Source organism: Alterinioella sp. (genome assembly GCF_058343375.1).
The window spans coordinates 1-13515 of the sequence record NZ_JBTUJH010000091.1 but is presented as its reverse complement, the minus strand read 5'-3'; the positions used below and the strand labels follow the sequence as shown (position 1 = coordinate 13515).

10 protein-coding genes are annotated in these 13515 nt (G+C 65.5%); 6 read left to right on the top strand and 4 right to left on the bottom strand.

Features of this window, described 5'->3' with window-relative positions; genetic code table 11:
• Positions 1–66: 66 nt before the first annotated feature.
• Positions 67–522, bottom strand: a complete 456-nt coding sequence (locus tag ACW8PS_RS13105) for an Lrp/AsnC family transcriptional regulator (RefSeq protein WP_491527920.1) — start codon at positions 520–522, stop codon at positions 67–69.
• A gap of 143 nt (positions 523–665) precedes the next feature.
• On the opposite strand from ACW8PS_RS13105, the gene putA reads away from it, so the two are divergent.
• From putA to mnmH, 3 genes are all read left to right on the top strand, one after another.
• Complete coding sequence (gene putA / locus ACW8PS_RS13100; protein ID WP_491527919.1) at positions 666–4130, top strand: bifunctional proline dehydrogenase/L-glutamate gamma-semialdehyde dehydrogenase PutA; 3465 nt, start codon at positions 666–668, stop codon at positions 4128–4130.
• A gap of 86 nt (positions 4131–4216) precedes the next feature.
• On the top strand, positions 4217–5101 hold the full coding sequence (locus tag ACW8PS_RS13095) for an NAD(P)-dependent oxidoreductase (RefSeq protein ID WP_491527918.1): 885 nt from the start codon (positions 4217–4219) through the stop codon (positions 5099–5101).
• A 120-nt stretch (positions 5102–5221) separates the two neighbouring features.
• Positions 5222–6277 carry a tRNA 2-selenouridine(34) synthase MnmH gene (gene mnmH, locus ACW8PS_RS13090; RefSeq protein WP_491527917.1) on the top strand — a complete coding sequence of 352 codons (1056 nt, stop codon included), beginning with the start codon at positions 5222–5224 and terminating at the stop codon, positions 6275–6277.
• On the opposite strand, the gene selD is transcribed toward mnmH, so the two are convergent.
• Together selD and truA are read right to left on the bottom strand one after the other, a co-directional pair.
• Entirely contained in the window at positions 6260–8422 is a 2163-nt protein-coding gene (gene selD, locus ACW8PS_RS13085; RefSeq protein ID WP_491527916.1) for a selenide, water dikinase SelD, read from the bottom strand. The two genes, mnmH and selD, sit on opposite strands and share 18 nt — an antisense overlap.
• A gap of 71 nt (positions 8423–8493) precedes the next feature.
• Entirely contained in the window at positions 8494–9270 is a 777-nt protein-coding gene (gene truA / locus ACW8PS_RS13080; RefSeq protein WP_491527915.1) for a tRNA pseudouridine(38-40) synthase TruA, read from the bottom strand.
• A 102-nt stretch (positions 9271–9372) separates the two neighbouring features.
• Between truA and ACW8PS_RS13075 the strand changes: the two genes are divergently transcribed.
• The 3 genes from ACW8PS_RS13075 to ACW8PS_RS13065 are packed head-to-tail and all read left to right on the top strand — an operon-like array spanning position 9373 to position 12682.
• Positions 9373–10785: a YcjX family GTP-binding protein gene (locus ACW8PS_RS13075; protein WP_491527914.1), complete on the top strand. Its 1413-nt coding sequence runs from the start codon at positions 9373–9375 to the stop codon at positions 10783–10785.
• Complete coding sequence (locus ACW8PS_RS13070) at positions 10782–11792, top strand: YcjF family protein (RefSeq protein WP_491527912.1); 1011 nt, start codon at positions 10782–10784, stop codon at positions 11790–11792. The genes ACW8PS_RS13075 and ACW8PS_RS13070 overlap by 4 nt, the downstream gene beginning before the upstream one ends.
• Positions 11789–12682: a DMT family transporter gene (locus tag ACW8PS_RS13065; RefSeq protein ID WP_491527911.1), complete on the top strand. Its 894-nt coding sequence runs from the start codon at positions 11789–11791 to the stop codon at positions 12680–12682. Before ACW8PS_RS13070 ends, ACW8PS_RS13065 begins: the two co-directional genes overlap by 4 nt.
• Here the strand turns inward: ACW8PS_RS13065 and ACW8PS_RS13060 are convergent.
• Positions 12663–13515 (bottom strand): FAD-dependent oxidoreductase (locus tag ACW8PS_RS13060; RefSeq protein ID WP_491527910.1); only part of this gene is annotated, 853 nt, incomplete at its 5' end. The two genes, ACW8PS_RS13065 and ACW8PS_RS13060, sit on opposite strands and share 20 nt — an antisense overlap.

The window sequence follows — 13515 nt, the reverse complement described above, 5'->3', positions numbered from 1 at the left end:
CGGGGGGGGGGGGGGGGCCCCCCCCCCCCCCCCCCCGGTCGGATTGCGAACCAATCCGACCCAACGTCAAAAAGCGCGATCCTTCACCGCCTCCATCGAGACATGGGTAGAGCTTTGCCCGACAAAGGGCAGGTCTGAAATCACCTCGCCCAACACCCGCCGGTAATCGCGAATATCGCGCGTGCGCACCTTCAGCAGGTAATCGAACGCGCCTGCGATCATGTGGCATTGCTCGATCTCGGGCACGACCATCACGGCACGGTTGAATTTCCGTAACGCGGCTTCGGTGGTGTCGGTCAGCTTGATCTCGACAAAGGCGACATGATCACGGCCCAGTTTCGCCGGATCGACCACCGCGCGAAAGCCGCGGATCACGCCGGTCGCGCGCAGCCGGGTCAGCCGGGTCTGGCAGGGCGTTTTCGACAGGCCGATACGCGCCGCGATTTCGGTCACCGGCAGGCGGCCATCGGCCAGCAGCAGGTCGATGATCTTGCGATCAAATGCGTCCAGAGGACTATCCATTGCGAAAATCCGATATAAGTCGCCCAAACTGGACCGTAGAATCAGACTTATCGCCCGAAGAAAGGAAAATCAAAGACAACCTGACCAATACGCCTCTGCTATTCTGGACCTGCACCGGTTTTTCCCATTTCTGAGGCCGCCCCATGTCCACGCTTGCCCGATACCGCCACCAGATCCGCGCCGCTCATATCGCCGATGAAGACCGCCTGATCGCCGATCTCGCTGCCGCCCATGCCCCCGATGCCGCCGCCCGCGCCGCCATCAGCGCCGCCGCGGCCAAATTGGTCACCGCCATCCGCAATGACAGCAAGCCGGGCCTGATGGAGGTGTTCCTGGCGGAATATGGCCTGTCCACCGATGAGGGCGTGGCGCTGATGTGTCTGGCCGAGGCGCTTTTGCGGGTGCCCGACGCCGAGACCATGGACGCGCTGATCGAGGATAAGATCGCGCCGTCGCAATGGGGCAGCCATCTGGGAAAATCGGCCTCTTCGCTGGTCAATGCCTCGACCTGGGCCCTGATGCTGACCGGCAAGGTGCTGAAGGAAAACGCAGAGCCCGGCGTCAGCGCGATCCTGCGCGGGGCCGTCAAACGCTTGGGCGAGCCGGTGATCCGCGTCGCCGTGGGTCGCGCCATGAAGGAGATGGGCCAGCAATTTGTCCTGGGCGAGACCATCCGCGAAGCCGTCAGGCGCGGAGCCACAAAGGCAAGGCAGGGCTTTACCTATAGTTATGACATGTTGGGCGAGGCTGCGATGACGGCCCGTGATGCCGATGGTTTCATGGCCTCCTACCGCGATGCGATCCTGAAACTGGCGGGCGAATGCCGGTCGCGCGACATCCGCGACAATCCCGGCATCTCGATCAAGCTGTCCGCCTTGCATCCGCGCTATGAGGAAACCAAGGCATCCCGCGTCATGGCCGAACTTGTGCCGCGTGTGCTGGAACTGGCCAAAGCCGCCAAGGCCGCCGGGATGGGCTTCAACATTGATGCCGAAGAGGCCGACCGGCTGGAGCTCTCGCTCGATATCATCGAGGCGGTTCTGCGCAGCCCCGATCTGGCCGGGTGGGATGGGTTCGGCGTGGTCGTGCAGGCCTATGGCAAACGCGCGCCCGGTGTCATCGACTGGCTGCATGCGCTGGCCCGGGATCTGGACCGCAAGATCATGGTGCGGCTGGTCAAGGGGGCCTATTGGGATACAGAGATCAAGCGCGCCCAGGTCGAGGGGCTGGCAGGCTTTCCCGTCTATACCCGCAAATCCGCGACCGATGTCGCCTATATGTGCTGCGCGGCCAAACTGCTGGGATATTCGGACCGCATCTATGCCCAGTTTGCCACCCATAACGCCCATTCCACCGCAGCAATTCTGGAGATGGCGACCGATTTGGGCGCGTTCGAATTTCAACGCCTGCACGGCATGGGCGAGGCGCTGCATGACATCCTGCGGGCGCAAAGCCGCAGCCGCTGCCGGATCTATGCGCCGGTCGGTGCGCATCGTGATCTGCTGGCCTATCTGGTGCGGCGGCTGCTGGAAAACGGGGCCAACAGTTCCTTCGTCAACCAGATCGTCGATGCGGAAGTTCCCGCCGAAGAGATCGCGCGCGATCCGTTTGAGGCCTATGGCGCGGCGATAAAAACCCCCGCGCCGGGGGTTGTGGACCCCGGGGCGCTGTTTTCGGGGCGCAGAAATTCGCGCGGGTTCGATCTGAATTGCCGCGATGACATGGACGAAATCGAGGCCGCACGCGCGCCATTTGCCGAAAGCGAATGGGATGGCGGCCCGTTGATTGCGGGCGAGGTGCAGGGCGAGCCACGCTTTGACGTGATGAACCCGGCCCGGCCCGGGGAACGCGTCGGGCGATTGTCGGATGCAAGCCCCGATGATGTCGAAACCGCGCTGTCGATGGCGCGGATCTGGGATACCACGCCCGACATGCGCCGTGACATTTTGTTGCGCGCCGCCGATCTTTATGAAGAAAATTTCGGCGAAATATTCGCATTGCTGACGCGGGAGGCAGGCAAGACGCTGCCCGACTGCATCGCCGAACTGCGCGAAGCGGTGGATTTCATCCGCTACTATGCAGGCCAGGCCGGGGCAGACTCGCCGCGCGGCATCTTTACCTGCATTTCGCCATGGAATTTCCCATTGGCCATTTTCTCGGGCCAGATTGCGGCAGCGCTTGCTGCGGGCAACGGCGTGTTGGCGAAACCGGCTGAATCGACCAGCCTTGTTGCCTGTGTCGCGCTGCGATTGTTGCATCAGGCGGGCGTGCCGCGCGATGTGTTGCAGCTTTTGCCCGGCAAGGGGTCTGTCATCGGCGCGGCCCTGACCGGCGATGCCCGCGTGGCGGGCGTGTGTTTTACCGGCTCGACCGCGACCGCGCAGCGCATCAACCGGACCATGGCGGCGGGGCTTGACCCTCATGCGCCCCTGATCGCCGAAACCGGCGGGCTGAATGCGATGATCATCGACAGCACGGCCCTGCCCGAACAGGCGGTGCGCGATGTCATTGCCTCGGCTTTCCAATCGGCGGGGCAGCGCTGTTCGGCGTTGCGCTGTCTCTATGTGCAGGAAGATATCGCGCCGGGGTTCTTGCGGATGCTGAAAGGCGCGATGGATGAGCTGGTGGTCGCCGACCCCTGGGATGGCGCGCATGATATCGGGCCGATCATCTCGGGGCCTGCGCGCGATGAGATTGCAGATTATGTCGATATGGCCCGGAGCGAAGGGCGTTTGCTGCATGAGGTAGCGGCACCGGGTGCGGGCAGTTTTCTGAAACCCGCGCTGATCAAGGTCGGCGGTATCGAAGATCTGGAGAGAGAGATTTTCGGCCCCGTGCTGCATGTCGCCACCTTCAGGGCGCAGGCGGTGGATGCCGTGCTGGCGGCGGTGAATGGCAAGGGCTTTGGCCTGACCTTTGGCTTGCACAGCCGGATCGATGATCGGGTGCAGCATGTCTCGGCGGCGCTTCGGGTTGGCAATATCTATATCAACCGCAACCAGATCGGGGCCATCGTGGGCAGCCAGCCCTTTGGCGGTGAAGGCCTGTCGGGCACCGGCCCCAAAGCGGGCGGTCCGCATTACATGGCCCGGTTTCGCGCCGCGGCGCATAATCCGGTGGTCGGGCCTTCGGGCCGGGCGGCCGATCAAGGATTGGTGCAGGCGGCGTTGGACAGGGCCGTGACCGACAGTTTGATACGGCGCGATGTGATCAGCCTGCCGGGTCCGACGGGGGAATCGAACCGCCTGTCGGTTCATGCGCGCGGCACGGTATTATGCCTGGGCCCAACCTCTGCCGCCGCCGCCGAACAGGCGCGCATTGCTGAATGGGCCGGCTGCAAATCGGTGGCCGTGTCCCCGGGGGCCGAAATTGACGGCGTGCTGAACCCCGATGATCTGGCCGCGCTGAGCGGGTTTGCCGTGGTGGCCTATGACGGGCCTGAAGGCGTGGCGCGCCAGATCCGGCGGGCGTTGGCCGGTCGTGACGGAGCGCTGATCCCGCTGGCCAGCCGCGCCGATCTGAGCAGCTATTGCCGCCTGGAACGCCATGTCTGCATCGATACCACGGCGGCGGGTGGCAATGCCTCGCTGCTGGCGGCGGCAAGTTGACGGCTAATATCCGGCCCCGACCCTTGCCCCTTCTGGCCCGATCCCGCAAGGAAGGGGCAGGGTTTTGACAGACGGGAGCGGAGAATATGGCGAAACTGGCATTTCTGGGTCTGGGCGTGATGGGTTACCCCATGGCCGGGCATCTGCAGGCGGCGGGTCATCAGGTCACGGTTTATAACCGGACAGAGGCCAAGGCGGAGAAATGGGCGGCGGAGCATGGCGGCGGGTTTGCCGCGAGCCCCCGCGCGGCGGCGGAGGCGGCCGATTTCGTGATGGCCTGTGTTGGCAATGACGATGATCTGCGCGCCGTGGTTCTGGGCGATGACGGTGCCTTCGCGGGCATGGCGCGCGGCGCGACCTTCGTCGATCACACCACGGTGTCGGCGATTGTCAGCCGGGAATTGGCCGCTATCGGTGCCGAGATCGGGATCGGATGGGTCGATGCGCCGGTTTCGGGCGGGCAGGCCGGGGCTGAAAACGGCCAGCTGGCGATCATGTGCGGCGGCGATGAGGCGCAGTTTGGCATCGCGCGCCCGGTGATGGATGCCTATGCCAAGGCGATCGAACATTTCGGGCCGGTGGGTGCCGGGCAAATGACCAAGATGGTCAATCAGATCTGCATCGCGGGGTTGGTGCAGGCAATGTCGGAGGCGCTCAATCTTGCCATGGAGGCCGGGCTCGATGCCAAGAAAGTGGCGGGGCTTGTTGCCCAGGGCGCGGGCGGGTCGTGGCAATTGGCCAATCGCGCGGGCACGATGGTTGATAATGAGTTCAACCACGGTTTCGCGGTCGACTGGATGCGCAAGGATCTGGGTATCGCGCTGGAACAGGCCAAGGAGATGGGCGTCAGCCTGCCGGTGACGGCTCTGGTCGATCAGTTCTATGGCGAGGTTCAGCAGATGGGGGGCGGGCGTTGGGATACGTCGAGCCTGATTCAGCGGTTTCGCAAGATGGCCGGTCAGGTGACGTGAGCCGGGGTCGAACCGCCGGGGGCGGTCCGACCGGGGGGCCGCGCCCTCACCCTCCTGACGGAGGGATCGGGCGCGGCGGGCCTGCGGCGCGAGTATTTTTACAAAGAAGAAGATTTGGGTTTGGGATTTGATATTGGCGATGTCTGGCGCGCGGATTGGGCCCGGTTCGATACCGTGATCGATGTGCGTGCGCCGGCGGAATTTGCCGAGGATCATTTGCCGGGCGCGGTGTCGATGCCGGTTCTGTCGGATGTGGAGCGCGCCCGCGTCGGGACGATTTACAAACAGCAGAGCCCATTTGACGCGCGCAAGATCGGGGCCGCCTTGGTGGCGCGCAATTCGGCAGCCCATATCGAGGCACGGCTGATGGGCTTTGGCGGTGACTGGCAGCCCTTGGTCTATTGTTGGCGCGGCGGCCAGCGGTCGGGATCATTCGCCACCATCCTGCGTCAGATCGGTTGGCGGGTGGCGCTGATCGAGGGTGGCTATCGCAGCTATCGGCGCGGCGTTGTGGCGGCGCTCTATGATCAGGCCTTGCCGTTTCGGCTGATCCGGCTGGATGGCAATACCGGGACCGCGAAAACGGCGCTGTTATCCTTGCTGGCGCGGCGCGGCGTGCAGGTGGTCGATCTGGAGGGGTTGGCGCGCCATCGCGGGTCAATCCTGGGGGCGATGGCCGAAGATCAGCCGGCGCAGAAGGGGTTTGAATCGGCCTTGATCGCCGCATTTGGCGGGTTCGATACGGCGCGGCCGGTGCTGGTCGAGGCGGAATCGAGCCGGATCGGGGCGCTGCGCCTGCCGCCCGCGCTGTGGGCGGCGATGGTAGCGGCCCCGCGCATTGAGATCGAGGCACCGCTGGCGGCGCGGGCGCGGTATTTGCGGGCGGCTTATGCGGATTTGCAGGCGGGCACGGGCGGGCTTGGCGATTTGCTGGAGGGGCTGCGCGCGCATTGCGGCCGCGACCGGGTGGCGCAATGGCAGGCGCTGGCGCGCGCGGAGGCCTGGGAGACACTGGCCGCCGGGCTGATGCAGCACCATTACGATCCGGCCTATGCGCGGGTGCGCGGGCGCGACCTGACCCCGGCGGCGGCGGTGGTGCGGGCCGAGGCATTGGACCCGCATGATCTGCCGGGTGTGGCCGATGCGGTGATGGCGGCGTTAGAGAAGCTCGATTGAGGGGATGCCTGCGGTGATCTCTCCGATCACGGCCGCGCCGGGCCCGAGCACCTTCAGGACCGTTTCGACCTGATCGGCGGGGAGGGCGGCAAGCAGCCCGCCTGCGGTTTGCGGATCGTAAAGAAGAGGGCCGGAGGGGTGTCCGGTTTCGGTGATGGACCCCACAAGCGCCGCCCGGTTTTCAGGGGCCAGCGAGGATGCGAAGCCCCGTTCGCTGAGCGCCAATGCCCCGGCAGTCAGCGCGATGGCGTCAAGGTGGAGCCGTGCCGCGACGCCGGAGGCTTTGCAGATATTCATCAGGTGGCCGGCAAGGCCAAAGCCGGTCACATCGGTCATGGCATTTGCATGCGGGGCCAGCGCGCGTGCAGCCGGGCCTGAGCTTTCGCACATCAGGCCCCAGGCCCGGGCCACGACATCACCTGGCGCGGCCAGTTGCATCTCTGCCGCCAGAATGACGCCGGTGCCAATCGGCTTGGTCAGGATCAACCGGTCGCCGGGCTGCGCGCCGACCAGCGTGATCGGGGCGGCCTCAGCAAGCCCGGTGACCGTGAAGCCAAGTGTCAGCTCAACGCCCTGACTGCTGTGTCCGCCGACAATCACGGCCCCCTCAGCGGCAAAGACGGCACTGGCCTCGGCCATGATCTCGGTCAGCCAACGGGTTTGCAGGGCGGGGGTGGCGCGCGGCAGGATCACGCTGGCCAGCGCGCTTTGCGGGGTCGCACCCATTGCCCAACAATCACCAAGCGCATGGATGGCGGCAATGCGGGCCATCAGGGCCGGATCATCCGTGAAGGCGCGCAGATGGTCGGTGGTGAGGATCTGATGGCGGCCTCCGATGCGCAGGATCGCGGCGTCATCGCCGGGATGCGACAGGATGTCGGGGCGCGTGGTGACAGGCAGGGCGGCAAGGGCTTGCGACAGGCTGTCTGCCCCCAGTTTCGCGCCGCAACCGCCGCAAAGCGGGGCCCCGCTGGCGGCCTGGCGCACGCCTTCGGCCACGTCACGCGGCAGCGCCGGCGGGGCCATCGGCTGCAGGGCGCGGAACCCATCCATGAATGTCTGGTCGATGCGGTTTTTCCAGCGCCACAGGGCCGGGCCTGCGGCAACCAGACCAGCCTTTTCCGCCAGGGCGCGTTTGCCGCCCAGAGAGATCAGTTTCAGGTAGTCGCGCTGTGGCTTGAAGGGTTTCATGTCACCGGGCTGCCCCATTGCAGCCGCGCGCAGGTTATGCAGCAGGATGGGCGCGGCGCGGACGGCGAACACGCCTGCCTTGGGGCGCGGCGCGAAGGCCATATCGGCGCAATCCCCGGTGGCAAAGACGGCCGCGTCGCTGGTTTGCAGGGTGGGGCCGATGCTGAGATATCCGGCCTCGGTATCCAGCCCGGTCTCAGCCAGCCAGCCATGCGGGCGCGCGCCTGCGGCCCCGAGCGTGAAGGCCGAGGCCACGGTCCGGCCATCGGCCAGGTCCACCGATGTGGCGGTGATGCGGGTGGGTTCGGTGTGGTCATGCAGGGTGATGTCGAGCGCCGCAAGTTCACGCAGCATCCGGGTGCGCGCGCGCGGCGGCAGGGCCTCGAGGATCTGGCCTCGGTCCAGCAATGCGACCTCTGCCTGCCCGGTTCCGGCGCGCAGGCGATGCGCCGTGGCCATGGCCAGTTCGGCCCCCGCCACGCCGCCGCCGATAACGCAGACGGGGCCTCCGCCATCCGTAACAAAACGCGCCCATTTCTCGGCGAAAACATCCAACGGCTTGGCCGCAATCGCATGGGCGGCAAAGCCGGGGATCTCGGGCATTTCGCTGTGAATACCGACATCGATTGCGGCGATGTCATAGCCGATCTGTCGCCCGCCCTCGACCGTCACGATCCGGGCCACAAGATCCAGCGCCATGGCCTTGCCCAGGATGATGCGCGCACCGGCAAACCGGGCCAGCCGGACCAGATCGATATCCAGCTCACCCCGGGCGTAATGCCCGGCGACATGGCCGGGCAGCATGCCGGAATAAGGCGCGGTGGGGCCGGGATTGATCAGCGTCAGCCGGGCACCGGGCAGCGGTGCCATGCCCCAGGATTTCAGCAGCAGGGCATGGCTATGGCCGCCGCCAATCAGGACGATGTCTTTGCTGGCGGGCAGGGCAGGGGTCATATCTGGCGCTTCATCTGTCGGGGCATCCCACCCTTAGCGCGCCCAGGCGGGTCTGACGAGGGGGAGGGCGGTCACATTTCACCGGGAAAGACCGGCGCAGGATAGAGGACATGCGCAAGGTAGAGCCCATGCGGCGGACAAACCGTGCCACAGGCGGCCCGATCGCGCGCCTCCAGCGCGGTTTTCACATCCTCGGGGCACCAGGTTCCGGCCCCGACATGTTCCAGCGTGCCGACGATGGAACGGACCTGATTGTGCAGAAAGGACCGCGCCCGCAGGAAAACCCGGATCTCCTGGCCATGCGCAATCGGTATTTCGGTCAGCGTGATTTCATCCAGCGTCTTCATCGGGCTATCGGCCTGACAATGGGTGGCGCGGAAGGTGGTGAAATCATGATGCCCGATCAGATGCGCGGCCCCCGCCCGCATGGCGCGGATATCCAGCGGCTGCCGGACCCGCCAGGCGCGGAACACGTCATGGGTCAGCGGTGCGCGCCGCGCGATCAGGCGAAAGACATAATGCCGCTCGAGCGCCGAAAACCGCGCGTGCCAGTCATCTGGCACCGCCGCACAATCCACAACGGCAATGGGCAGCGGTTTGAGGTGGAAATTCAGCGCCTCTGACAGGCGGAACGGATCCCAGTTGCGGCTCATGTCGCAATGCGCCACCTGGCCCAGGGCATGCACGCCTGCATCGGTGCGCCCGGCGGCACCAATCCTGGGCGTATCGTGCTGCAGCCGCGCCAAAGCGGCCTCGACCGCGCCCTGCACCGTGGGCTGGCCGGCCTGACGCTGCCAGCCCACGAAAGGCGTGCCGTCATATTCGATTTTCAGTGCATAACGTGGCATATGCCCCGGCTAACCGAATTGGGCCGCGCGTGCAATCAGGCCTGTAAACTGCGCGGTGGAATGCCTATTCTCGGTCGCAACGGATTTGAAAGGGCGGGTGGTTTGGTTATCGGAGCGATCTCGGACACGCTTGGCCGTGGTGTCGAAACCCTGACCGGCGCGGTGTCCGAGGCGCTGTTTGAACCGGTGATCCGGCTTGGCGTGACCGGTCTCAGCCGGGCGGGCAAGACCGTGTTCATCACCTCGCTGGTGGCCAATCTGCTGGATCGGGGCCGGATGCCGGGGTTGCAGGCGGCAAGCTCAGGGCGCATTCAATCGGTGTTTCTGCAGCCGCAGCCCGATGACACCGTCGCCCGGTTCGATTATGAAACCCATCTGGCGGCGCTGACCGGCCCCAACCCGCATTGGCCCGAAAGCACGCGCGCGGTGTCGCAATTGCGCCTGTCGATCCGGGTGCGGCCTGCCGGGTTGTTGTCGGGGCTGACCGGCCTGCGCACGGTGCATCTCGATATCGTGGATTACCCCGGCGAATGGCTGCTCGATCTGCCGCTGCTGGAGCAAAGCTATGAGACCTGGAGTGCGGCCACGCTGGAGCGCGCCGAGCACCGCAGCGAGGCGGCGGCATTTCTGGCCGCGCTTGGCGATGTCGACGGGGCGGGCAGGCTGGATGAGCCGGTGGCGCAAGCGCTGGCGCGAGGCTTTGCGGGCTATCTGCAATCGGCGCGCGCGGCCGGGTTTTCCGATTGCACGCCGGGCCGGTTCCTGTTGCCCGGAGAACTGGAGGGCAGCCCGGTTCTGACCTTTGCGCCCTTGCCGCCCGGTGACGCGCGGCGGGGGTCTTTGCGCCGCGAGATGGCGCGCCGCTATGAGGCCTATAAAGCCCAGGTCGTGCGCCCGTTTTTCCGCGATCACTTTGCCCGCATTGACCGGCAGGTGGTGCTGGTCGATGCCTTGGGCGCGATCCATGCCGGCCCCCGCGCGGTCGAGGATCTGCGCAATGCAATGGCGGGCATTCTGGCGGCGTTTCGGCCCGGTAGAAATTCCTTTCTTACCGCGCTGATGGGGCGGCGGGTGGATAAGATCCTGTTCGTGGCAACCAAGGCCGACCATCTGCACCATACCCAGCATCCGCGCCTGACGGCGATCATGGATGCGCTCTTGCGCGATGCAAGGGGGCGCGCCGATTATGCCGGTGCCCGGACCAAGGCGATGGCAATCGCGGCCCTGCGCGCCACCGTCGAGGAAACCCGCCAGCATGATGGCGCGGCGCTGGATCTGGTGCGCGGCACGCTTCTGGACAGCGGCAAAGAGGCCGCGTTCTACCCCGGCACCCTGCCCGAAGATCCCAACCACCTGCTGTCGCCCGCCCGCGCGGGGCAAGCCAAATGGCTGGATGCTGATTTCGAGGTGATGCGCTTTGCGCCCGCACCGCTGCACCTGAAACCGGGCGAGGGGCCGCCGCATATCCGGCTGGACCGGGCGGCGGAATTTCTGTTGGGGGATAAATTGAGATGAGCAACCGCAACCGCCCCGTTCTGATCGAGCTTGAGGATGAACCCGCCGCCACCCCCGGCACCGCGCCGCCGGTGCCCGATCTCGATCTGCCCGCACCCACCGGTCAGGCGATGCAGACCATGGCGGCACTGGCGACGCGGCGCAGATCGCGCATCGGGCGGCTGTTCTGGGCTGCGGTCATGGCGCTGACGGGCTTTGTGATCTCGCTGGCGGCGTGGAATTATGTTACCGCGCTGCTGGCCGCAAACCCGGTGCTTGGCTGGATCGCCACCGGCCTTGTTGGGCTGGTATTGCTGAGCCTTTTGATCATCGCCCTGCGCGAGGCGGCGTCGTTTTTTCGGCTTGGCAGGCTCGATGCGCTGCGCGGGCGGGCTGAAACCGCGCTGGCCGGCGATGATCTGGCTGCCGCGCGCCGGGTCAGCGATGATCTTGTGGCGCTCTATTCGGCCCGGCCCGAACTGCGATGGGGCCGTCAGACCCTGGCCGAACGGCGCGGCGATGTCTTTGATGCCGACAGCATGCTGCGCCTGACCGAGGCCGAATTGCTGGCCCCGCTCGATGCCGCAGCACAAGCACAGGTCGAGGCCGCCGCGCGCCAGGTTGCCACCGTCACGGCGCTGGTTCCGATCGCGCTGGCCGATGTCTTTGTCGCGCTAAGTGCAAATCTGCGCATGATCCGCCGCATCGCCGAAATCTATGGCGGTCGCGCCGGCACGCTTGGGGCCTGGCGGCTGACGCGGGCGGTGCTGACGCATCTGGTGGCCACCGGCGCGGTGGCGGTGGGGGATGATCTGATCGGCTCCATTGCCGGTGGCTCGCTCTTGTCCAAGGTCTCGCGCCGCTTTGGCGAGGGCATCGTGAACGGGGCCCTGACCGCGCGGGTCGGCGTTGCCGCGATGGAGGTCTGCCGCCCCTTGCCGTTCCACAAATCAACCCGTCCTTCGGTCACCCGGATCGGGCGCCGCGCCTTGACGGGTCTGTTCGGCGACAAGGGTTCGGGCGGGTGACCGGCGACCGTCCGGTTCTGGGTATTCTCTTGATGCTTGGGTTTTGCGTTCTGGCCCCCTTGGGCGATGCCATTGCCAAACTGTTGGGCGGCACCATTCCGCTGCTGCAATTGCTGCTGGTCCGGTTTGCGATGCAGGCCGCGCTGCTCATGCCCTATGCGGCGCTGAAGCGGATCCCGATGCGGATGGATCGCCGTCTTTTCCGCCTGACGCTGTTGCGCACGGTTCTGCATATCATCGGCATTGGCGCGATGTTTTCGGCGCTGCGGTTCCTGCCTTTGGCCGATGCCATTGCCATTGCCTTTGTGATGCCGTTCATCCTGCTTTTGCTGGGAAAATATGTGTTGGGCGAAGCGGTCGGCCGGCGCCGGATTGCGGCCTGCGCGGTCGGGTTCATCGGCACGCTGCTGGTGATCCAGCCCAGTTTTGCCGCCGTGGGCTGGCCCGCCCTGTTGCCGCTGACGGTGGCGGTTGTTTTCGCGCTGTTCATGCTGGTCACCCGCCATATCGCGCGCGATGCCGATCCGATCGCGCTGCAGGCGGTCAGCGGCATGATGGCGGTGCCGGTGCTGACCTTGCTGCTGTTGGTGCCGGGCGAGGTTGAATTGCTGTCGCTGGTGAGGCCCACCGCGACCGAGGCGGCGCTGCTCTTTGCTATCGGCGTGCTGGGAACGCTGGCGCATCTGCTGATGACATGGTCGTTGCGCCACGCGCCTGCGGCCACCGTTGCGCCGATGCAATATCTGGAGATTCCGGTGGCCACGGCTATTGGCTGGCTGGTGTTTCGGGACCTGCCCGATGGGTTGGCGGCCTTTGGCATCGCGCTGACGGTGGCGGCGGGGCTCTATGTGATCCTGCGCGAACGCAGCGTCAGTCGCGCCGCGGTGTGAGGGCGGGCATCGGCGGCAGGATATCGCCGCAGACCAGCCGCGTCAGAATGCGGTTCACCGGCCAGATCTGCGCCAGCGGGGCCAGCGCATAATCGCGGATCAGCGGCAGAATGCGGCTGTCGGATTGATATTGCGGGGTAAAGGCGGCGCTCATGGTCTGATAGGCCCTGATATGCCAGCGCCGGGTGCCTGCATAAAGCCGCAGCGCCTCTTCGCCGCGCGCCTGGCGCAGGGCCAAGTGCAAGGCGCGCGCATCCAGCAAGGCCATATTGGCCCCTTGGCCAAGCTGCGGGCTGGCGGCATGGGCGCTGTCGCCAATATGAACCAGCCGTTCCGAAAAAGGTTTTTTCAAGGTGCCATGGCTGTAAATTGCCATGGTCATATCATCGTGGTTGGTGATTTGGTCCAGAAACGGGGCCATTTCCGGCCATAGATTATTGGCCTCTGCTTTCCAATCCTCCAACGGCTGCTTGCGCCATGCCTCAAATGCGTTTTGCGGCATGGACCAGAAAATGGTGGCTTTGGTGGCGGTTTCGTTGGGCAGGCTGCCGACCGGCAATACGCCAATCATGTTTTTTGCCGCACGGTATTTTTGGCTGAGATAGTCAAGTGGCAGCGCGGTTTCGGGCCAGTCAACCGTTGCCCAAAGCGCACCGAATTGCAGCGGTTTGCGCGGCATGGCTGACAAAACAGACCCCGCGCCGCTGGCGTCAATTACCAGATCAAACCCAATGCCGTTAACCAGCCGTTTTTTGTTGCCCAGCCTAGTTTCGGTGACTTCGGTTGAGGTTACAACCTTAACCCCTGCTGCAAGCGCCGCGCGATACAGGGCT